The sequence below is a fragment of the Flavivirga spongiicola genome, assembly GCF_030540825.1.
Classification (GTDB): domain Bacteria; phylum Bacteroidota; class Bacteroidia; order Flavobacteriales; family Flavobacteriaceae; genus Flavivirga; species Flavivirga spongiicola.
Genome location: NZ_JAUOEO010000001.1, coordinates 886,603 through 907,001, shown reverse-complemented (window position 1 = coordinate 907,001; position 20,399 = coordinate 886,603). Strand labels below are relative to the sequence as shown.

The following is a 20,399-nucleotide window of genomic DNA, read 5'->3' as shown; positions in this document are numbered from 1 at the left end:
AGTGGTTTAAATTTGAAAAACAAAAAATGAAAACATCAATTTTATTTATCACCATTGCAGGTTTTATAATGTTTAATTCCTATGCACAAAAGAAAGCTCAAAATCCAAATATTATTATTATTTATACTGATGATATGGGCTATGGCGACTTAAGTAGTTATGGCAACCCTACAATTTACACACCTCATTTGGATAAAATGGCCGCTGAAGGCATGAAACTTTCTCAGTTCTATGTAGCAGCGCCAGTATGCACCCCTTCTAGAGCTGCCCTCATGACTGGAGCTTACCCAAAACGGGTAGGTCTTGAAAAAGGTGTATTGTTCCCACAATCTACAACAGGGCTCAATCCAGAAGAACAGACCATAGCAGAAATTCTAAAAGAAAAGAATTATTCTACAGCTTGCATTGGCAAATGGCACTTGGGGCATCAGGAAAAATTCCTGCCTCATAATCAAGGTTTTGATATATTTTTCGGTATACCCTTTAGCAACGATATGAGCCAAAAAGAACAGGGGTATATGGGAAATAATGGTTATAAGTGGCGCTTACCTCTATTATCGCAATCTGATACTTTGGAATTAGATCCGAATCAGACTACACTTACCAAAAGGCTAACAGAAAAAGCGGTGAACTTTATTAAAAAAAGTGAAAAAAAACCATTCTTCTTGTATTTAGCACACCCCATGCCACATATCCCTATTTATGCTTCCGCTAAGTTTCAAAATACGAGTGTGAGAGGACCTTATGGTGATACCATAGAAGAGATTGATTGGAGCGTAGGACAAATTCTGGAAACATTAATAGCACAAGGCATTGACAAGAATACGCTGGTCATATTCACTTCAGACAATGGCCCCTGGAAAGTATTCAAGACCGAGGGAGGTTCTTCGGGGCCTTTAAGAGGAGCCAAAGGAACTACCTGGGAAGGAGGTCAGCGTGTGCCTTGTATTGTTAGATGGTCAAGTAAAGTTCCCGCAGGAACAATGCAGCGTCAGGTTATTACCAACATGGATATATTACCTACCATTGCCAGTTTGTGTGATGCGAAACTTCCTAAAAAGAAAATCGACGGACAAGATGTTTCTGGAGCACTTTTAGAAGTCAACCAAAAAATAGATACTAAGCCCTTTTTATATTATTCTTCTAAAGGAAAACTCGAAGGTATTAGGGAGGGGAAGTATAAACTTTTACTACTTGATGAAGGTACTTTTCTTTTTGATATCGAAAGCGATATATCAGAAGCATACAATTTAGCTAAAAAAATTCCTGAGAAAGTCGGTATGCTCAAAGAGAAAATGAAAAGATTAGATTCGATAATGACTTCAGAAAAAAGAACCATAGGAAACTTGTAATATTTAAATACAATGAAACACATGAATGTTTACAGTCTGTACCAAGTGCAGTTGAAGTAGCACTTTTCAAAAAAGAATTAATATAAATACATGAAACTTTTAAAATTAAAGGAACCCGAAAGTCAAAAGAATAAAAAAACAATAAAATATACCATGAGAATGTCTTTGTTGTTTTTGTTGGTTATGCAATCTTCTTGTGCAGATAAGAAGGCATCAGAAACGTCCAAATTAGATAACAGACCTAATGTAATTATTGTGATAACTGATGATCAGGGCTATGGTGATTTAGGACATACAGGCAATTCGATCATTAAAACGCCGCATATAGACAAATTTTCGACTGAGAGTGTCAACCTAACAAATTATCATGTGGGTACTACCTGTGCACCTACCAGAGCAGGACTTTTAACCGGGAGAAACTGTAACAGAAATGGAGTTTGGCATACCATTATGGGAGCCTCTATACTTAATGAAGGAGAGACGACCTTGGCAGACGTTTTTAAAGCTAATGGATATTCGACTGGGATGTTTGGTAAATGGCATCTTGGGGACAATCATCCTTTTTTACCTTATGACAGAGGTTTTCAAGAAACCTTTTACCACGGAGGTGGCGGGGTTGGACAAACCCCGGATTATTGGAATAATGACTATTTTGATGACACCTACTTTAGGAATGGAGTTCCAGAAAAGAAAACAGGTTACTGCACTGATATTTGGTTTGATGAGGCGATAAAATTTATTGAAGATAAAAAAGATAATCCTTTTTTATGTTATCTAAGTTTGAATGCACCTCATAGTCCTTATAATGTACCTCAGGAGTATTATAATTTATACAAGGATGAGGAGCAACTTTCTGAAAATCAAAAACGGTTTTATGGGATGATTACCAATATTGATGACAATTTTTCAAAGCTGATCAACCGTATGGAAAGCCTTGGTATTGTAGAAAATACAATCATGATCTTTACAACGGATAATGGTACCGCTTCAAGGGGGTATAATGCTGGTATGCGAGGAACTAAGGGCAGTGAATATGATGGCGGACACCGTGTTCCTTTTATTATAAGATGGCCCAAAGGAAATCTTATTGGAGGTGAAAAGTTGAATGAATTAACAGCGCACGTAGATGTGTTACCCACGCTTACCTCGCTTACAGGGCAGAGCTTCAAAGCAACAAAAACCATGGACGGTAAAGATGTTAGTTCTTATCTTTTGAACAAAGAGGAGATTGGCAATAGATATTTGGTTACTGATACTCAAAGAGTACCCTGGCCAATCAAAGGAAAACAAAGTTGTGTTATGAACGGAGACTGGCGTTTGATTCATGGAACAGAACTTTACAATATTTCTGAAGATCCGGGTCAAAAGACAAACGTAGCTGAGCAATACCCAAAAAGAGTCATGGAAATGAATACTTTTTATCAAAATTGGTGGAGTCAGGTAATTAAGGAAACCAAACATTCAATAATCAATCTGGGAACAACGGATGCTGTTGATGTTATTACTTGTCATGATGCCCATACCACAGATCAATATCCGCCTTGGAATCAAACTCAAATTCGAAAGGGAAAGACCATGAAGCCAGCACCCTTTTTAGTGAATTTTGTGAAATCCGGGACCTATCGTTTTCATTTGAGGAGATGGCCTGTTGAAAGTAAACTTGCTTTGGGAGCCGAAGTGAAGGATTCTATCCCTTCGACTTCTTTTGCAAATGCCAGAATAAATGGAAAGGCTATGAAATTTGTAAAAGCCCATTTAGAGGTAGCGAATCAAAAAAAGACAATTAAAGTGGATAATAATTCTGAATCGGCAATACTCGAAGTGGAAGTTCCACAAGGAAAAACAAAGCTATTTGCCTATTTCGATATGGAAAACGGAGAGCAAAGTAATGCTTTCTATATTAATGTTGAAAAAGTAAATCATTGATGAGTCTCAAATGTTTAATTCGGGTTTATGAATTTTATTTTCAAGCAAAAGGTTAAAATCCTGCAATTTCATTGTTGTTACTTTAGTTTCTATAAAATTTCCATCTCAATTTTGTCATTCCTCGCTTGATGTGGAATCCATTTTATATGTGGATTCCTGTTGTAGTTTATCTTAAGCCTTTCGACTCCGCTCAAGACAGGCTAGGACGAAAGGCAGGAATGACAAGTAGCGATTATAGCTTTATTCTGTAAAAAAGAATTTCTTTTTTTGTTAAAAACTATGGGTTTTAAATCTATAGTGGCTTATTTCACTCTGTATATAGGATACTGCATATGGGCATCTTCGTAATATTCACTTTGCTTGTGGATCCAATCTAATTGCTCGTACCAATTATTATTGAATGTTGTTGAGTTTTTTTTGCGATGTTCAAATGCTTTTTTTAGCTTCGGGTTATTGTTTAATAACTCTAAAGCTTTGTCTTCCCAAACATAAGGAGAGAATCCTTCTTTTTGCTGTAAAACGGTGTCAAAGAAGTTCCAATTGAAAAAGGAATCAGGTGCATGTGGCTCTAAAGTTTCTAATAAATATCTAAAGGCATCCTGATGTGTATAAATAATATAATCACCTTTTATAAAGTTAACTTCTTCTTCAGTATTAATAATCTTAGTATTATAATGTTGATAATGGCCTTCGTAAGGTGTTTTTCGGGTGTCATAACTACTAATTTTATAAGATTCTACCTTGATTATTGAATCCTTTTTTAATGACGTCATCTCCACTCGATTCAATTTTAATAATTCAATGATGTTATGCCAGCTTTGTGGGATTATATAGGCATTAGGTACTTTAATTTCTACATTGGGTTTAAAATGATTTCGATAGTTGACTTTTTTTGTAAAAGGCTTTTTCCTATCATATTTCAAACGCTTAGTTCCAGTTATTTCACTTGTAATTAATTCGCCTTCAAAACCTTTAAAATTTAAAACAGTGGTTTTTGTTGTATCAATTTCCCAGCTAAGAACATAGTCTTTTGTATAATTATGAAGACTTTCTTTTGAATGCATTCTTTTTTGCTGTATTGTCATATGATCTTCTTCGATTATTTCAATCATACTTTTCATAAGTTCGTAAGTGGCTTCGACACGTTGTTTATAAGGTTTTAGCATGTGTGTTTCCACCATCATGCCAAGTGTATTAAACAAAGCCGTGTAACCTGTTGAATACCTTGGGTAATCCATAAATTGTGAGAATCCTTTATCAGGGACTTCATTAAAAACATTCACGTAAGGCGTAATATCCCAATTTTTCAAAGCTAGTTTTTCTTCTAATTTTGGTGTCATATCATTATGAAGATATTTACCTAAGTCACCACCTAATTTATTGTGCTGTGTGAATAAATGGGTGAGCGTATATTGATAGTCTGCACCATTGCTTACGTGATTATCAATAAAAACATCTGGTTTTACCAAATGAAAAATTTGAGTAAAAGTCTTTGCATTTTTAGTGTCACATTTTATAAAATCACGATTTAAATCGTAGTTTCTTGCATTCCCTCTAAAACCATAGTCTTTTGGTCCATTTTGGTTAGTACGTGAGGTAGAGTTTCTGTTAAAACTACCACCAACATTATAAATAGGAATGGTTACTAATACTGTTTCTTTTGGAGTTTCGATTTTGCCTTGAGCAATATCCCTGAAAAGCATCATAGTAGCATCAATACCATCACTTTCCCCAGGGTGAATACCATTATTTATGAGTAAAATGCTTTTTTTATTTTTACGAACTTTCGAAAAATCAAACTCCCTATTAGGGTTAAGGGTTACTATATGTAGAGGTTTACCCGAGTCTGTTTCTCCAATAGTTTGTATAGAAATTCCCGAATAAATTTCAGCTAAATGTGTATAAAACTGAATGGTTTGTTGATACGTCGCAGTCTCTAACCCTTTCGATTTTTCGAAATGAGTTTCAAAATTATACGTTGGTTTTTTATTTGAATTGGTACAGGAAATGCAAAAAAATAAGAAGATAAGTGCTAGTCTCATGATTAATAAATCTGGAATTATTTTGTAAAGATATTTTTAAAAAGCCTAAAATTAGAAAAAAATAACTAACTTGTTCTTGTAAGTGATATCTTTCATTGTAAATAATGAAGAATGGTTTTTTGAAGTTGTTTGTGATTTTATTAATCTCTCAAAAAAGATTTTTTATGAAAAACTATAGACTGTCGTTCGGTACAATTAATATAATTAATAATAAACTGGCTGAGGTGATTGTTGATGAAGGTGTTGAAATGGATGAAGCAATGGTTGATGAATATCATGATTTTTTGTTGGATAATTTAGAAGCGCCATTCTCATTATTAGTAAATAAAAAACATGCTTATAGTTATACTTTTCAGGCTCAAAGAAAAATTGTTAGTTTAGAAGAAATTAAAAATATTGCTATTATTATTGGTTCTAGTGGTGCACTAATGTCCATCAAGACATTGTTAGCTATTAATGGGAATACTTATAAAAACATTGAAATGTTTCAAAAAAGAGAAGAAGCTTTAGTGTGGTTGGGTGTAGGGTGAATGTTTTACTTTCAAAATATTAATCAATCGTTTTAGTGCTATTCCTAATCAAAATAAAGATTACTTGTTGCTTCTCTGTATTTTAAGTGTAAATTTGCACCTTCAAAAAACAAACCATGACTGAATTTATTAGAAAGCGTGCAGCAAATGCCAAGAATGATATTTTAAGTGGAATAACAGTAGCATTGGCTTTAGTGCCTGAAGCTGTAGCTTTTGCTTTTGTTGCAGGTGTAGATCCTTTAGTGGGGTTATACGCTGCTTTTATGATTGGTTTAATTACGGCTATCTTTGGTGGTCGTCCAGGTATGATTAGTGGTGCAACTGGTGCTTTAGCTGTTGTTATGGTAAGTTTAGTTGCAGAAGGAAATGCTTTTGGAGCAGAAGGAGAAAACCTTGGTCTTTATTATTTATTTGCCACGGTTATTTTAATGGGAGTTATACAAATGCTCGCGGGTATTTTAAAACTTGGAAAATTTGTAAGATTGATTCCGCATCCGGTTATGATGGGGTTTGTAAATGGTTTGGCTATTGTGATCTTTTTGGCACAATTAAAAATGTTTAAGGATGTTAATGGCGATTGGTTTAGCGGATCCCAAATGTGGATTATGTTAGGCCTTGTAGTTTTAACTATGGCAATTATGTTTGGTTTACCTAAACTAACTAAAAAATTACCAGAAGCTTTAATTGCTATTTTAGTGGTTTCCGCTATCGCTATTTTTGGTGATTTGGATGTGGCAACAGTTAAATCTTTTATTGTAGACGGAAGTGGAGGTGAATCTCAAGGTTTAAAAGGAGGCCTGCCACAATTTCAAACAGATATATTCAGTAAAGTACCATTTAATTGGCAAACTATAAAGTTTATTGGTCCTTATGCTTTGATATTAGCAGCCATTGGATTAATTGAATCTTTAATGACATTAAATCTTGTTGACGAACTTACAGACACTAGAGGAAACACTAATAGAGAATGTATGGCACAAGGTGGAGCTAATATTGTTACCGGACTATTTGGTGGTATGGGAGGTTGTGCTATGATCGGGCAATCGCTTATTAATATTAAAGGCGGTGGACGTGGTAGATTGTCTGGTATTGTTGCAGCATTAATGTTATTAATTTTTGTTTTATTCGCATCTGGGCTTATTGAACAAGTACCAATTGCTGCTTTAGTAGGCGTTATGTTTATGGTGGTTATAGGCACATTTGCCTGGAGTAGTTTTAGAATTTTAAATAAAATTCCGGTAACAGATGTTATCGTTTTGATAGCGGTATCTGCACTTACTGTTATTTTCGATTTAGCAATTGCAGTAATTGCGGGTGTTATTATAAGTGCTTTGGTGTTTTCTTGGGAAAATGCAAAACGTATTAGAGCTAGAAAACGTATGCGTGAAGATGGTACTAAAGTATATGAAATTTGGGGTCCTTTATTCTTTGGATCTATAATAGCTTTTAATGAAAAATTTGATATTAAAAATGATCCTCAACGCGTAGAGGTAGACTTTGTAGAATCGAGAATAAGTGATCATTCTGCCATCGAAGCTATTTTTAATTTAGTTCATAAATATGAAGCTGAAGGGAAAACAATAAGGCTAAAGCATTTAAGTGAAGATTGTAAAATCTTATTATACAAATCTAGTCCAAAATTTAGAGAAGTTATTATTGAAGATATAGACGATCCACGTTACCATTTAGCAGAAAACCCTGAGGCATTTACCAAAGGGCTTTCAGAATATAAGTTGTAGCCTTGTTAAAAGTTAAAAGTTAAAAGTTAAAAGTTAAAAGTTAAAAGTTAAAAGTACTTAAAGTGAACTTAAAGTTATTGTTTTTATTAAAAGTGGAAATGTTCAGAAACTTTAGGCACTTAAAGTTAAAAAGTTAAAAATTTATTTTTACCAACAACCAACAACCAACAACTACTTTTAGTCTTGTTTTAGTTCAGACTTCTTGATTGGCCGCTTAAGAATTTCCAGCCATCTTTACGTTTAATCAATGTTCCAGATTCAATTATTTTAAACGTTACTGGGTTATGATCGGCGTCAACTTGTACACATTTTACAATGCCCGAATAGTTTGCTATTTCTTTTGTTAGAGGGTAAATTTTAATACTTTCCCAAGAAAACTCGATAAAGTCAATGATTTTAGAATTCTCAGTTAATATACTTTTTATAGTATCATAGCTTAATGTTTCTTTGTAACCTGGTGGTACCCAAAAAAAATCTGAAGAATCATCTAAATATTTAAACTCACTTACTAAGCCACTTTTTGTGATATCATTATGGTAATTGTCAAACATTTGCTTAATTTCAAATGTAATAGTTTCTTTGTCTTTGTTGTTTAAGGTCTTTTGGCCATAACTATTAAAAATGACTAAAAAAAGTAAACTAGTTGTCCAGATTAGTTTCATTTGATTTTCACGCTTTTAGGTACAAGTTTCGTATAATCTCCATGATGTCTTATAACATCTCTTACAATAGATGATGCTATATAGGATGTGTCCGCCGATGTTAAAAGGAACACAGTTTCAATAGGCGCCAGGTCACGGTTAGTATGAGCAATAGCCTTTTCGAATTCAAAATCTGCCGGATTGCGAAGTCCACGTAGTATAAATTCTACCCCAATTTCTTTACAAAAATCTACTGTCAATCCTTTATAGATAACAACCTTGATTTTTGGTTCATCAGCAAAAGCTTCTTCAATAAATTGTTTTCGTTCTTCTAATGAGAACATGTATTTTTTATCGGCATTTACGCCTATAGCCACAATTACTTCATCAAAAAGAGTAACACCACGTTTTATAATATCATAATGCCCCAATGTGATTGGATCAAAAGATCCAGGGAATATGGCTCGTTTCATGTTCTTAAAGTTACAAATTTTATTTAATTTGCATAGTCTTTTTGTTTTTTAATTAACCACGCGTAAATGTTTGATTTAGTATTAATTATACTCATTTTAAGGCTTCTTCAATAGCATTATCGAATAATGCCACTAACGAAATACCGTCAGCAGCGGCTTGTTGTGGTAAAATACTTTCTTTAGTTAACCCAGGAATTGTATTTATTTCCAGTATATGTGGTTCACCATCTTTAAAAATAAATTCAGAACGTGAGAAACCTTTCATTTTTAAAACTTCATATACTTTTTTAGCAAGCCTATTTACTTTGTTTTCTTCTTCCTTACTTAACCGAGCTGGTGTTATCTCTTGAGATTTTCCTAAATATTTGGCTTCGTAATCGAAAAAATCATTTTCACTTACAATTTCAGTGATGGGTAATACTTTGGTTTCGCCTTTGTAAGTAATCACCCCAACAGAAACTTCAGTGCCATCTAAAAACGACTCAATTATAATTTCATCATCTTCTTTAAAACCAATAGCTATAGCACTTTGTAAGTCTTCCTTTTTGTGTACTTTAGTGACTCCAAAACTACTTCCTGCTTTATTAGCTTTAACAAAACAAGGCAAGCCTACTTTATCTATGATTTGATCTTCATTAATAGAATCACCCAGATTTATATAAAAAGACACTGCAGTTTTAATACCATAAGGTTTTAAAACACTAAGACAGTCACGTTTATTAAACGTTAAAGCGGCTTGATACATACCACAACTGGTATGGGGTATATTAAGTAATTCAAAATACCCTTGCATAAATCCATCTTCGCCAGGGGAACCATGAATAGCGTTGAACACACAATCGAAAGTAATAACGCGATTAGCTACTCGAACAGAAAAATCATCTCTATTAACAGGGAATTCAACATTATTAGCATCAACATATACCCACTTGTCTTTAAATATATGAATGCGATACCCATTATATTTTGTGGTATCTAGCATTTCATAAACAACATTTCCGCTTTTTAAAGAGATTTCATATTCACTTGAAAAACCTCCCATAATGATGGCAATATTTTTTTTCATTAATATTATTTTGTCATTCCCTTGAAGAAGAGAATCTTATTATTTTAACTTTACAAGTCTAAAAACTTATAATAAAACGTATTTATTATAAGTTTGTACCAGTCTAAGCATAAAAATAACATTGATTTTAAAATGATATTTTATGTCTAAATAGGTATAGGCTAAAATATCATATATATTGCAAAAGAAAAAACAGTTCTGTTTTTATATATTTGCCTTATCGAAAAATTTACAAATGAGCCTATTTAAATTTCTTACCAGTAAAACATTTTTAAAACAAGTTTTATTAGCACTAGTTGCTGTATTTGTATTATGTTTTATTATGCTTAAATGGTTGAAATCTTCAACAAATCATGGCGAATTTGAGACGGTTCCCAATTTAACTGGTAAATCCATAAGTGTTGCAGATATTGAATTAAAAGAAAATAATTTGGTGATGCAAATTCAAGATTCAGCAAATTTTAATCCAGATTATCCTAAGTTTTCAGTTATCGAACAGGAACCACCCGCTGGAGCAAAAGTTAAGGAGAATAGAAAAATATATTTAACACTCAACCCATCAGGATACAGAAAAATACAAGTTCCAGACTTAAAAGAACGTACCTTTAGGCAAGCTAAACCAATGTTGGAAGCCTTAGGATTTCGAGTTGGTAAAATAACCTACGAAAACAATATAGGTAAAGACCTCGTATTAAAAATGCGTTATAAAAGGAAAGCTATTAATAAAGGAGACAAGCTAGCAAAAACTTCAAAAATAGATTTGGTTTTAGGTAATGGTAAAAGGCCTTAAAATTAGAGGATTACTTTATTACTACTTATTATTATATCTAATGTTACTGTAAATGGACGATTATACACCGCAATTACCTGATGAAGATAACCTTTACGAGCATTATGCTTTTGCGGTTGATAAGGGGCAAGCACCTTTACGTATAGATAAATATTTAATGAATTTTGTTGAAAATGCTACTAGAAACAAAATTCAAGCAGCAGCAAAAAACGGTAGTATTTTTGTTAATGACGAAATTGTAAAATCAAGTTATAAAGTAAAACCTTTAGATCGTATTCGTGTGTTGTTTACACACCCACCACACGAAAATTTATTAGTAGGTGAGGATATTCCAATTGATGTGATCTATGAAGATGACGAACTTCTGGTAGTTAACAAACCAGCAGGTATGGTGGTGCATCCAGGGCATGGCAATTATTCGGGGACGCTTATAAATGCTTTAATCCATCGGTTTGATAATTTACCAAATAATTCCAGTGAACGCCCGGGATTGGTACACAGAATAGATAAAGATACTAGCGGGCTTTTAGTCGTTGCCAAAACCGAAAAAGCGATGGCACATTTGTCATTGCAGTTTGCTAAAAAAACCAGTGAACGTGAGTATGTGGCTATTGTATGGGGGCATATAGAGGAAGACGAAGGTGCTGTTGAAGGCCATATAGGTCGTCACCCGAAAAACAGATTACAAAACACGGTTTTTCTAGATGATGAAGCTGACAAAGGGAAACCTGCAGTAACCCATTACAAAGTTTTAGAGCGTTTGGGGTATGTCACTTTGGTATCTTGCAAACTCGAAACTGGGCGTACGCATCAAATACGTGTGCATATGAAACATATTGGGCATACGCTTTTTAATGATGCTCGTTATGGAGGCGAAAGGATATTAAAAGGAACCACCTTTACTAAATACAAACAGTTTGTAGATAACTGCTTTAAAGTATTGCCACGACAAGCGCTTCATGCCAAAACTTTGGGTTTTGTACACCCAAAAACAGGCGAATTTATGCAATTTGATACGCCTATTCCAGATGATATGCAGCAGTGTATTGAAAAATGGAAAGCATATACTAAGAATCAGGAATTGGAGTAGTGGTTTTCTTTAAATCCAGGGAACACATGTATTCCTTTTTCTTCGAATACTGATAATAAATAATATTATACCAATTTAACCTTTCGTAAACACATAAATACACCCTATTCACATATAAATTATATCATTATCAATTACAAAAAATAGGGGTTTCTAGCTTATATTTGAAGTATGAAGATTAAAGAAATCATTCTTTTTACAGCGAATATTCAGAAGCAAAAGCAATTTTATCAAAATGTTTTAGAATTTGAACTGATATTAGACTTAAAAGAAAAGATCTCATTTAAAACAGGAGCAAGTATATTGTCTTTTCAGCATGATAAAAAGGCGGTTAATGCTTCCCATTTTGCATTTAATATACCATCAAATCAAGAACAAGACGCTTTATTATGGTTGCAAAAACGTGTGCAAATATTACCCTACGGGCATGACTTGATATCAAATTTCACAAGCTGGAATGCTAAAGCTGTCTATTTTTATGACTCAGATAATAACATTGTAGAATTTATTGCGAGAAAAAATTTAGAGATTAATAGTCATACATCCTTTGCTTCTAAAAGTATTTTATCAATAAGTGAAATAGGTATTGTTACTACAAATATTGAAACGGTTTATAATTCAATAAATAACATGAAAAACATTCCTGTTTTTAGTGGTAATCTGATGCGTTTTTGTGCTTTGGGAAATGATGAAGGCTTATTTATTTTAATAAATAAGACTCTAAAAAAATGGTATCCTACCCAAGAGGAAGCGTTTACTTCAAATTTTATTGTTAGAGGAGATTATAACTTTAGTTTTGAAAATGGAGAAATAAAAGAATTATTGTAATTTAGTTATCTAAAAAAAAATAGCTTTAATGAAATTAGTCCTGTCACCAGCAAAATCTCTTGATTTTGAAAGTCAATTACCAACAACGATACATACCGAGGCGCAGTTTCTGGCTCAGTCAGAACGTTTAAATAAATTACTTAAAAAGAAGTCAGCTAAAAGTTTATCAAAACTCATGCGTATTTCTGATGCTTTAGGCCAATTAAATTATCAACGTAATCAAGATTGGCAACTGCCTTTTACAGCAGATAATGCACGCCAGGCAGTTTATGCTTTTAGTGGTGATGTGTATAGGGGCATAGATGCTTACAATATTCCAGAAGAAAAAATAACTACGCTACAAAATACCGTTCGTATTATTTCTGGTTTATACGGGATACTAAAACCAATGGATTTAATTCAACCATACCGTTTAGAAATGGGAACTAAATTCCCTGTTGGAAAAAATAAAAACCTCTATGAGTTTTGGAAAAAGCAAATTACAAAGGCTTTAAATGAGGAATTAGAAGCTGACGAATTATTTTTAAACCTTGCCAGCAATGAATATTTTAAAGCTATAGATACCAAAGCATTAAAAGTACCTGTGATTACAGCAAGTTTTAAAGATTTTAAAAATGGTGAATATAAAACTATTATGACCTTTGCTAAGCTGGCACGTGGTTATATGACGCGTTATATCATTGATACTAATGCCAATACTTTAGATGATGTAAAAGGCTTTAATTACGAGGGCTATAACTTTAGCGAACCTATGTCTTCAGAAACCGACTTAGTTTTTATTAGATAATATGGCGTTTTACTTAAGCATTGCACTTCAGGCCTTTTGCCTATATCATCTTTATAAAAATAGAAACCCCTACTATTGGGCTTTTTTAATATTTTTTATTCCGGTTATTGGCTGTATTATTTATTTAATCACTCAGGTTTATAACAAACGTGATGCTGAGAAAATAACAAACGAAATCACGCATATCATAAACCCAACAAAAAAGGTAAGGGGTTTAGAAAAGCAGCTTCAATTCTCAGAATCGTATCAAAATAGAGTGAATTTAGCAGATGCTTATTTAGAAATAAAGGATTATAATAATGCCATTCCCCATTATTTAGAAGCTTTGGATGATAGCTCGCAAAATGACTTTTATGTCATTAAGCAATTAATAGAAGCGTATTTTAATATTGAAGATTGCGAAACTGTTATTTTATATGCTGAGAAAATAAAAGATCATTCAGAATATAAAAAATCGAGAGCGCAATTTTTATATGGATTGGCTTTAGAAAGGGTTGGTAAATTAGAGGAAGCTGAAGAAAACTTAAAACAAATAGATATTCGCTATTCCTTTTATGATGAACGTTTGATATACGCGAAGTTTTTATTAAGTAGAGGTAAAAAAGACCAAGCTAAAGAGGTATTAGAAGATGTGCATACAGAATCCCAGCATATGACAAAGGTTAATAAACGCATTTATAGAGGAACTATATTCGAAGTTGAAAAACTTTTGACTGATTTTTGAATATTGGAAAAACCTTAAGGGTATTCTAAGTACAAATGAATATAGGAATGAACTAAATATGCCATTGTATGTGGTTTTAGGAATAGAATTTAAGTCCGCTTAAGACCTTGTTCATTTTAACTTAAGTTCCATTTGAATATTACACCGTTCATAAGGTGTATAATGACTCGCAACTTTTCGAAAACCAAGCTTTTCATACAATGATATGGCAGGTTTTAAAATCGTGTTACTTTCAAGATATAAGTTAGAAGCTCCTAATGATTTAGCTTTTTCTATAATAGCTTTTCCCAATAAATACCCAATACCTTTACCTTGCGCTTTTGGAGAAACAGCCATTTTGGCTAGTTCATAGTCATAGTCGTCGTCTTGCATTTTAAGTAAAGCACAGACACCTAAAACAGTTTTACCTTGAACAGCCACTAATATTTCACCTCCTCGGTCCAATATGTAGTCTTTTGGATTCTCGAGAGCCTTTCTATCAGCATCTTCCATCTTAAAATATGAGTTAATCCATTCTTCATTCAGTTTTTTAAAGTCAGTATGGTGTTCTGGTAAATAATTTAAAATGTCAATGTTAGATGATTCTCTAATTTTTTTTTGTTCTATAACTCTGGTGAAAAGTGATTTTTCGCTCAATAAGTATTCAAATTCTTGAATTGCTTGCCAAAGATTATGTTTTGTCTGTTTTAGTGTGTCTTTTACTGCATTTTCAACGTCGGTATATTGTGCTTCAATTTTTGTTGATATATCGATTCCTTTTTTGGTCAGAAGAATATTATTTATACGACCGTCCATTTTATCTTTTTGCTCTAAAACCAATCCATTATTTGACATCTCACGAACTATTTTAATAACTGAAGGATGAGAATGTCCAATTTCATTAGCTATTGAAGTAATAGGTTTTCCTTTTTCCTGATTGGATAAAAAATAGAATACAGGAAACCACTTGGGTTTTAACTCTACATTATAAAGTGCATAAATTAATTCGGCATCTTTTGTAACCTTTTCACTTAAGGTTCTTAATCTACTACCCAATGCCATTTCACCAATTTTATCAAAGTTCATTAAAAATATGTATTTAAATACGTAACTGGTTACTAATATATTAAAACTTTTTAATTTTTTGATGGATATTTGAAGTTTTATGAAATGACATGTAATCTTCTTAAGATTACTAACGAGATCTAAATCTAAAAAGTCAGATATGGTTTTTCAATAAATCATTTCATATTCTTAGGGTTCCCTCTGAATAGGTTTTTGCTTTTCCTGCTATTAAAACCCTATCTTTTTTACTTGTGCAAAATAACTTTCCTTTTCGAGCCGATAGCTGAATTGCTGTCATCTCTTTTTTATTTAAAACATGACTCCAATAGGGAATTAATGAGGCATGAGCAGAACCCGTTACAGGGTCTTCAAAGATTGTTGCTTGCGGAATGAAAAATCTTGATACAAAATCGGAATCATTTCCTCTGGCGGTAACCGCTACACCTCCAGGATCAATATTTCCTTGATCAAATTTGTTTTTATCAATCTTAATATTCCTTACGTCATTTTCGTTTTCATATACTAAAATGTAATCTCTTGACTTTAAAATTTCTTTTGGTTGTTTGTTAAGCGATGCTTTTATAAAATCGGGTAATTCAGTTTTGAGAGGATTCCTTTGAGGTAAATCCATGACATACATGTTTTTTTCAACGTGCACATACAGTGGGCCACTTTTAGTATAGAAAGTTATTTTGGTATTATCATAACCTAAAATTGTTTTTAAAACATGAGCCGTTGCAAGCGTGGCATGACCGCATAAATCAAGTTCTAAATCTGGTGTAAACCACCTTAATTCAATAACGTCTCCACTATTGACAAAAAATGCAGTCGCATCAACCGAGTTTTCTCTTGCAATATTCTGGAGTAATCTATCTTCCAGCCACGTATTTAATTGCACAACTTTAGCTGGGTTTCCACCAAATATTTTATCGGTAAAGGCATCTATTTGGTAATAGTTTAATGTCATTTTGTAGTTTTTTTAATTGGGGTCAATCGTAAATTTTATGAGTATAGCTAGACTGTACATTAATATTCGTTCAAGTCGTCAAGAAGATTTAGTGTACTACGAGCTTTGATATTTAGTGCTTTTTTACATTACTTATACAAATTGTTGACAAATATTAGTTGTTATATTTTGAAATCCAGTTTATAAACATACTATCTAATTCTATTATTTTATCAGGATACATGTTATTAAGGTTGTTTGTTTCTGTAGGGTCTTCCTCAATGTTATATAAATCCCATGGCTTATCGATGCCATGTTTAACAATCTTCCAATTATTTTGCAGTAGAGCCCTGCCTTCTTTCCATTGCCAAAATATTGGTTTATCTCTTTTAGCCTCTTTTCCTTCCAGTATAGGCAATAAACTTATGCCTCGCATCGGTGTAATGTCTTGTTTGTTAAAATAATCTGGATATGTTGCTCCAGTTATCTCTATAATAGTTGGCATTATATCGATAAAATGACCGGAGAAGCTCGAAAATGAATTAGATTTAATTTTGTTGGGCCACCAAGCAATTAATGGCGTATTGATACCACCTTCATAACTATAGTTTTTATAAAATCGATATGGCGTATTACTAACATTTGCCCAATCTAGCCCTAAGGAAATCCAACGGTCAATACCACCAATTTTTCCATCGTCGTTATCATTTTTTAAATTAACCACCTGTGACGAAGCGCCATTGTCCGATACGAAAAGAATAATACTATTATCTAATTGCCCTAAAGATTCTAATTCATCCAACACCCGACCGATATTTTGATCCATACGATCGATCATAGCTGCATATACTTCCATTTTTTTTGCTTCAAACTCTTTTTGATCTAAAGTAAGTGTATCCCAAGGCTTAAAAGTAGGTTTCGAAAGTGCATAGCCTTTATCGATCAACCCCATTTTTAGTTGTTTGTTATAACGGGCATTCCTAATACGTCCATACCCTAAATCATACTTGCCTTTATATTTTGCTATGTCTTCAGGCCATGCCATTAGTGGATCATGAGGTGCTGTATAAGCTAAATAAAGAAAAAACGGCTTTTTCTTTTCTGCCGCATCTTTCATGTAATCGATAGCATAATGGGTGAAGTAGTCGGTAGTATAAAAATCTTTTTCCTTAGGTGTGTAACCGTAATGCATCATGCTATCAATACACCAAGTTCTTGTTGGGTTTTTTTGTGCTGGTTTTGCTTCACCTTCTCTTTGCGCTCCCGGATTAAAAAAATTACAAGCACCATCTTTAAGTCCATAATAACGGTCAAATCCTCTGGTTATTGGGTTCTCTTTTCCGTGGTGTTTCCCACTCCAGTAAGTTAAATACCCCTTTTCGCGCAATACTTCACCTATGGTCACTGCATTTTTAATAGGGTTATTAAATGTTGTATCATACCCACAATCATGTGCATATACTCCGGTTATTAAACTTGCTCGTGACGGAAAACATTTAGAGGTATTATGAAATTGCGTGAATCGCATACCTTCTTCTGCTAACTTATCCAGATTCGGAGTATTTATTTCACTACCATAACAACCCAAATCAGACCAACCTAAATCATCTGCCGAAATCAAGATTATATTAGGTCCGAAATTATCAGTATTTTCAGTTTTACATGCCGCAATATTAAAAATAACAAAAAGGTATAACAGAAATCTATACTTCATCCCTATTTAGATTTTAAATGTTCGTTAAGGCAGATAGTTTACAAAGTTAAAGAGACATAGTTTGCACCATATTTTGACTTAGCCTATTGATACCTGTTTATTTTTTATGTACTTTTCACTAAAGAAACCTAAAAATACGTTTCTATAAAATACCTTCCAAATTCCGTTACCTATTTCTTGAGCTTCAATGTATTTTCCTTATTAAAGCAGATGTTAAGTACAAAATATATATTAGGCTAAACTGTTTAATAATCTTGATATGAAAAATTAAAAACGTACAGTTAAAAGTATTTTTTATATAGTACCTGGTAAAGAAGATGCGTTTGCGTAATATTAAAACATTCTTATTCTCTACAACTTCAGTGTTTTGAGGGGTTCTTTTTTTAGATATATTGAGCTTGATAGCGAGGTATAAAATCATTATAGATTTTGCATATAGAGTTATAACAACTGTTAATAACTTCTATGCAAGTTTTAAGTCAAAAATTCTACTTTTGTTTTAATTAAATTTTATAAATATTATGTCTGATACAATAGAAAAAATAAAGTGCTTAATTATAGGTTCTGGGCCAGCTGGCTATACAGCAGCTATTTATGCGGCTAGGGCAAATATGTCTCCCGTGTTATATCAAGGAACACAACCTGGAGGACAATTAACGACAACTAATGAAGTTGAGAACTTTCCAGGCTACCCAGAGGGTGTGACTGGACCAGAAATGATGATTGAATTACAAAAACAGGCAGAACGTTTTGAAACAGATGTACGTGATGGTTGGGTAACTAAAGTAGATTTTTCTGGTGATGTTCATAAAGTATGGGTTAATGACATTAAAGAAATTCATTGTGATACTGTAATAATATCTACTGGAGCTGCAGCAAAATATTTAGGTTTAGAATCTGAGCAGAAATATTTAAAACTAGGTGGCGGTGTTTCTGCTTGTGCTGTTTGTGATGGCTTCTTTTATAAAAACCAAGAAGTGGTGATTGTTGGGGCTGGTGATTCGGCGTGTGAAGAAGCACATTACTTATCAAAATTATGTACTAAAGTCACTATGTTAGTTAGACGCGATGAGTTTAGAGCATCTAAAATTATGGCTGCAAGAGTGAAGAATACGAAAAATATTGAGATTTTATATAATACGGAAACAGAAGAAGTTTTGGGTGATGGACAAGTCGTAACAGGAGTTCGAGTTTTTCATAATAAAACTAATGAAAAACATGACATTCCTGCAACTGGATTTTTCGCAGCAATAGGTCATAAGCCAAATACAGATATTTTTAAGGAGTTTTTAGATTTGGACGAAACGGGTTATATTATTAATGTGCCTGGAACATCTAAAACTAATGTTGATGGTGTTTTTGTTTCTGGTGATGCTGCCGATCATGTTTACAGACAGGCAGTTACAGCAGCAGGAACTGGTTGTATGGCGGCTCTTGACGCTGAGCGTTATTTAGCAGCTAAGGAGCATTAATAAATACTGTTTTTATATAGCCTAGTTATTTTTTTATAACAAGTGTCATGTCAACCCTACTATGTCCAGCCCAAGTCTTGTTCTTTTTCGTTTTTGCTTTAGGATAAAAAGTGCACGTAGCTACGGCTATGCTCATTTTTTCTCCTTTTACAAAATTCAAAAAACAACGGCGACTTAACCGGAATATTAGACTTGACATGACACTAGGCTTTTTTTATTCTAAGCGTCTATAGTTTTCTGCAAAAATAGGATGCCCTTCACTATCCATTTGAATTTGAGTAAAGGTGTTTTCTTCCAAAATGATATCAAATATAAATTCATTTGAATCTTCTGTAATGTTCATTGATTTAGAGCCATATTCAAGAACTTCAATTAACTGACCATCTTCAATCTTATAATCGCCATAACCAAACCATTCAACGGAATCTGAAGTTCGCAACCTGTTCCACATGACTTTAGTGGCAGAGTACATTTTAATTTGTTTTGTATTAGCTGAGGATTTTATGGTGTCTACCGAGCTATCTTCTTTGTAATTTAAATAGCTAACAATTTCCCATGTTCCTTCAAGAGAGGGAGATTTATCTGTAACTTCAATATTGTTTTTTTTTGGGACAGTTTCAGCGTTGTTTTTACAAGAAATAAAAAGAGATGTCGATATAAAAAGAAGAAGAAGTGCTTTCATAATATATAGGATTTAAATGAAATTACTACAAGTTACAAAAAAACACGTATAAACTATTTGTAGGCTAAAATTATATTTAACATGAAGATCTTCATATAAGTATAAAATGTGTTTAGTTTAGAAGATACAATATATGTGATTTAGCGTTATAAGTTTTTATAATAATGAGCCCATAAAATTGTATATATTTTAATAAGGTTTTATTTTTGCCAAATTAAAACGGGATGTGGCGCAGTCCGGTTAGCGTACACGGCTGGGGGCCGTGTGGTCGCAGGTTCAAATCCTGTCATCCCGACAACACTGATATCATTTGATATCAAAAAACATCTAATTAAATGATTTTAAGAAGTTTAATTTTTGTAAAATTCATTTGGTTGGTTGTTGATAGCAACTAAAAAGAGACCTATTCACTACCCATCGGTTATTTAGGACTAGACATATTTATTAGAGAGAGCAACGCTCTCTATGTGATTTAACTTTCGTTTCAAGGATTTATTAACTTAAAAACGAAGGAAAAATGAAGACTTCCACATTTAAGATTTTTTTTCGACAG

At 33.1% G+C, this 20,399-nt stretch carries 18 protein-coding genes and 1 tRNA gene; 11 read left to right on the top strand and 8 right to left on the bottom strand.

Annotated elements, in window-relative coordinates:
- The first annotated feature begins 26 nt into the window (after positions 1-26).
- Together Q4Q47_RS03320 and Q4Q47_RS03315 are read left to right on the top strand one after the other, a co-directional pair.
- Positions 27-1,352, top strand: coding sequence for a sulfatase family protein (locus tag Q4Q47_RS03320; RefSeq protein WP_303305235.1), 1,326 nt, complete (start codon positions 27-29; stop codon positions 1,350-1,352).
- A gap of 90 nt (positions 1,353-1,442) precedes the next feature.
- On the top strand, positions 1,443-3,278 hold the full coding sequence (locus tag Q4Q47_RS03315; protein ID WP_303305234.1) for an arylsulfatase: 1,836 nt from the start codon (positions 1,443-1,445) through the stop codon (positions 3,276-3,278).
- A 302-nt stretch (positions 3,279-3,580) separates the two neighbouring features.
- Here the strand turns inward: Q4Q47_RS03315 and Q4Q47_RS03310 are convergent, their stop codons facing one another.
- Complete coding sequence (locus tag Q4Q47_RS03310) at positions 3,581-5,320, bottom strand: M14 family metallopeptidase (protein ID WP_303305233.1); 1,740 nt, start codon at positions 5,318-5,320, stop codon at positions 3,581-3,583.
- A 164-nt stretch (positions 5,321-5,484) separates the two neighbouring features.
- Between Q4Q47_RS03310 and Q4Q47_RS03305 the strand changes: the two genes are divergently transcribed.
- Together Q4Q47_RS03305 and Q4Q47_RS03300 are read left to right on the top strand one after the other, a co-directional pair.
- Positions 5,485-5,850 (top strand): hypothetical protein, encoded by a 366-nt coding sequence (locus tag Q4Q47_RS03305; RefSeq protein WP_303305232.1) that lies wholly within the window; start codon positions 5,485-5,487, stop codon positions 5,848-5,850.
- Positions 5,851-5,966: 116 nt separating this feature from the next.
- Positions 5,967-7,589, top strand: coding sequence for a SulP family inorganic anion transporter (locus Q4Q47_RS03300; RefSeq protein WP_303305231.1), 1,623 nt, complete (start codon positions 5,967-5,969; stop codon positions 7,587-7,589).
- A 188-nt stretch (positions 7,590-7,777) separates the two neighbouring features.
- Here the strand turns inward: Q4Q47_RS03300 and Q4Q47_RS03295 are convergent, their stop codons facing one another.
- From Q4Q47_RS03295 to Q4Q47_RS03285, 3 genes are all read right to left on the bottom strand, one after another.
- Positions 7,778-8,251 (bottom strand): hypothetical protein, encoded by a 474-nt coding sequence (locus Q4Q47_RS03295; RefSeq protein WP_303305230.1) that lies wholly within the window; start codon positions 8,249-8,251, stop codon positions 7,778-7,780.
- A complete protein-coding gene (gene coaD / locus Q4Q47_RS03290; RefSeq protein ID WP_303305229.1) occupies positions 8,248-8,703 on the bottom strand; it encodes a pantetheine-phosphate adenylyltransferase in 456 nt (151 codons plus the stop codon). Before coaD ends, Q4Q47_RS03295 begins: the two co-directional genes overlap by 4 nt.
- Positions 8,704-8,794: 91 nt before the next feature.
- Complete coding sequence (locus Q4Q47_RS03285) at positions 8,795-9,769, bottom strand: D-alanine--D-alanine ligase (protein ID WP_303305228.1); 975 nt, start codon at positions 9,767-9,769, stop codon at positions 8,795-8,797.
- 235 nt (positions 9,770-10,004) lie between these two features.
- Between Q4Q47_RS03285 and Q4Q47_RS03280 the strand changes: the two genes are divergently transcribed.
- The 5 genes from Q4Q47_RS03280 (at position 10,005) to Q4Q47_RS03260 (ending at position 13,988) form a co-directional block, all read left to right on the top strand.
- Positions 10,005-10,559 carry a PASTA domain-containing protein gene (locus Q4Q47_RS03280; RefSeq protein ID WP_303305227.1) on the top strand — a complete coding sequence of 185 codons (555 nt, stop codon included), beginning with the start codon at positions 10,005-10,007 and terminating at the stop codon, positions 10,557-10,559.
- Between the two features lie 52 nt (positions 10,560-10,611).
- Positions 10,612-11,649, top strand: a complete 1,038-nt coding sequence (locus tag Q4Q47_RS03275; protein ID WP_303305226.1) for an RluA family pseudouridine synthase — start codon at positions 10,612-10,614, stop codon at positions 11,647-11,649.
- A gap of 171 nt (positions 11,650-11,820) precedes the next feature.
- Positions 11,821-12,477 carry a VOC family protein gene (locus Q4Q47_RS03270; RefSeq protein WP_303305225.1) on the top strand — a complete coding sequence of 219 codons (657 nt, stop codon included), beginning with the start codon at positions 11,821-11,823 and terminating at the stop codon, positions 12,475-12,477.
- A 28-nt stretch (positions 12,478-12,505) separates the two neighbouring features.
- The gene (gene yaaA, locus Q4Q47_RS03265) at positions 12,506-13,264 is read left to right on the top strand and encodes a peroxide stress protein YaaA (protein WP_303305224.1); all 759 of its coding nucleotides are present in this window, start codon (positions 12,506-12,508) and stop codon (positions 13,262-13,264) included.
- 1 nt (position 13,265) lies between these two features.
- Positions 13,266-13,988 (top strand): hypothetical protein, encoded by a 723-nt coding sequence (locus Q4Q47_RS03260; RefSeq protein ID WP_303305223.1) that lies wholly within the window; start codon positions 13,266-13,268, stop codon positions 13,986-13,988.
- 111 nt (positions 13,989-14,099) lie between these two features.
- Here Q4Q47_RS03260 and Q4Q47_RS03255 read toward each other — a convergent pair whose 3' ends face one another.
- From Q4Q47_RS03255 to Q4Q47_RS03245, 3 genes are all read right to left on the bottom strand, one after another.
- Positions 14,100-15,053, bottom strand: a complete 954-nt coding sequence (locus Q4Q47_RS03255) for a bifunctional helix-turn-helix transcriptional regulator/GNAT family N-acetyltransferase (protein WP_303305222.1) — start codon at positions 15,051-15,053, stop codon at positions 14,100-14,102.
- A gap of 160 nt (positions 15,054-15,213) precedes the next feature.
- Entirely contained in the window at positions 15,214-15,999 is a 786-nt protein-coding gene (locus Q4Q47_RS03250; protein WP_303305221.1) for a PhzF family phenazine biosynthesis protein, read from the bottom strand.
- Positions 16,000-16,153: 154 nt separating this feature from the next.
- Entirely contained in the window at positions 16,154-17,692 is a 1,539-nt protein-coding gene (locus Q4Q47_RS03245) for an arylsulfatase (protein ID WP_303305220.1), read from the bottom strand.
- A gap of 521 nt (positions 17,693-18,213) precedes the next feature.
- Here Q4Q47_RS03245 and trxB point away from each other — a divergent pair.
- Entirely contained in the window at positions 18,214-19,164 is a 951-nt protein-coding gene (gene trxB, locus Q4Q47_RS03240; protein WP_303305219.1) for a thioredoxin-disulfide reductase, read from the top strand.
- A gap of 214 nt (positions 19,165-19,378) precedes the next feature.
- Here the strand turns inward: trxB and Q4Q47_RS03235 are convergent, their stop codons facing one another.
- Complete coding sequence (locus Q4Q47_RS03235) at positions 19,379-19,846, bottom strand: hypothetical protein (RefSeq protein ID WP_303305218.1); 468 nt, start codon at positions 19,844-19,846, stop codon at positions 19,379-19,381.
- 220 nt (positions 19,847-20,066) lie between these two features.
- On the opposite strand from Q4Q47_RS03235, the gene Q4Q47_RS03230 reads away from it, so the two are divergent.
- Positions 20,067-20,141: transfer RNA gene (locus Q4Q47_RS03230), tRNA-Pro, on the top strand.
- Positions 20,142-20,399 lie beyond the last annotated feature (258 nt).

Excerpts from the sequence above, each read along its gene's own strand:
- Q4Q47_RS03320 (WP_303305235.1), top strand. The coding sequence starts at position 27 with ATGAAAACATCAATTTTATTTATCACCATTGCAGGTTTTATAATGTTT.
- Q4Q47_RS03315 (WP_303305234.1), top strand. The coding sequence starts at position 1,443 with ATGAAACTTTTAAAATTAAAGGAACCCGAAAGTCAAAAGAATAAAAAA.
- Q4Q47_RS03310 (WP_303305233.1), bottom strand. The coding sequence starts at position 5,320 with ATGAGACTAGCACTTATCTTCTTATTTTTTTGCATTTCCTGTACCAAT.
- Q4Q47_RS03305 (WP_303305232.1), top strand. The coding sequence starts at position 5,485 with ATGAAAAACTATAGACTGTCGTTCGGTACAATTAATATAATTAATAAT.
- Q4Q47_RS03300 (WP_303305231.1), top strand. The coding sequence starts at position 5,967 with ATGACTGAATTTATTAGAAAGCGTGCAGCAAATGCCAAGAATGATATT.
- Q4Q47_RS03295 (WP_303305230.1), bottom strand. The coding sequence starts at position 8,251 with ATGAAACTAATCTGGACAACTAGTTTACTTTTTTTAGTCATTTTTAAT.
- coaD (WP_303305229.1), bottom strand. The coding sequence starts at position 8,703 with ATGAAACGAGCCATATTCCCTGGATCTTTTGATCCAATCACATTGGGG.
- Q4Q47_RS03285 (WP_303305228.1), bottom strand. The coding sequence starts at position 9,769 with ATGAAAAAAAATATTGCCATCATTATGGGAGGTTTTTCAAGTGAATAT.
- Q4Q47_RS03280 (WP_303305227.1), top strand. The coding sequence starts at position 10,005 with ATGAGCCTATTTAAATTTCTTACCAGTAAAACATTTTTAAAACAAGTT.
- Q4Q47_RS03275 (WP_303305226.1), top strand. The coding sequence starts at position 10,612 with ATGGACGATTATACACCGCAATTACCTGATGAAGATAACCTTTACGAG.
- Q4Q47_RS03270 (WP_303305225.1), top strand. The coding sequence starts at position 11,821 with ATGAAGATTAAAGAAATCATTCTTTTTACAGCGAATATTCAGAAGCAA.
- yaaA (WP_303305224.1), top strand. The coding sequence starts at position 12,506 with ATGAAATTAGTCCTGTCACCAGCAAAATCTCTTGATTTTGAAAGTCAA.
- Q4Q47_RS03260 (WP_303305223.1), top strand. The coding sequence starts at position 13,266 with ATGGCGTTTTACTTAAGCATTGCACTTCAGGCCTTTTGCCTATATCAT.
- Q4Q47_RS03255 (WP_303305222.1), bottom strand. The coding sequence starts at position 15,053 with ATGAACTTTGATAAAATTGGTGAAATGGCATTGGGTAGTAGATTAAGA.
- Q4Q47_RS03250 (WP_303305221.1), bottom strand. The coding sequence starts at position 15,999 with ATGACATTAAACTATTACCAAATAGATGCCTTTACCGATAAAATATTT.
- Q4Q47_RS03245 (WP_303305220.1), bottom strand. The coding sequence starts at position 17,692 with ATGAAGTATAGATTTCTGTTATACCTTTTTGTTATTTTTAATATTGCG.
- trxB (WP_303305219.1), top strand. The coding sequence starts at position 18,214 with ATGTCTGATACAATAGAAAAAATAAAGTGCTTAATTATAGGTTCTGGG.
- Q4Q47_RS03235 (WP_303305218.1), bottom strand. The coding sequence starts at position 19,846 with ATGAAAGCACTTCTTCTTCTTTTTATATCGACATCTCTTTTTATTTCT.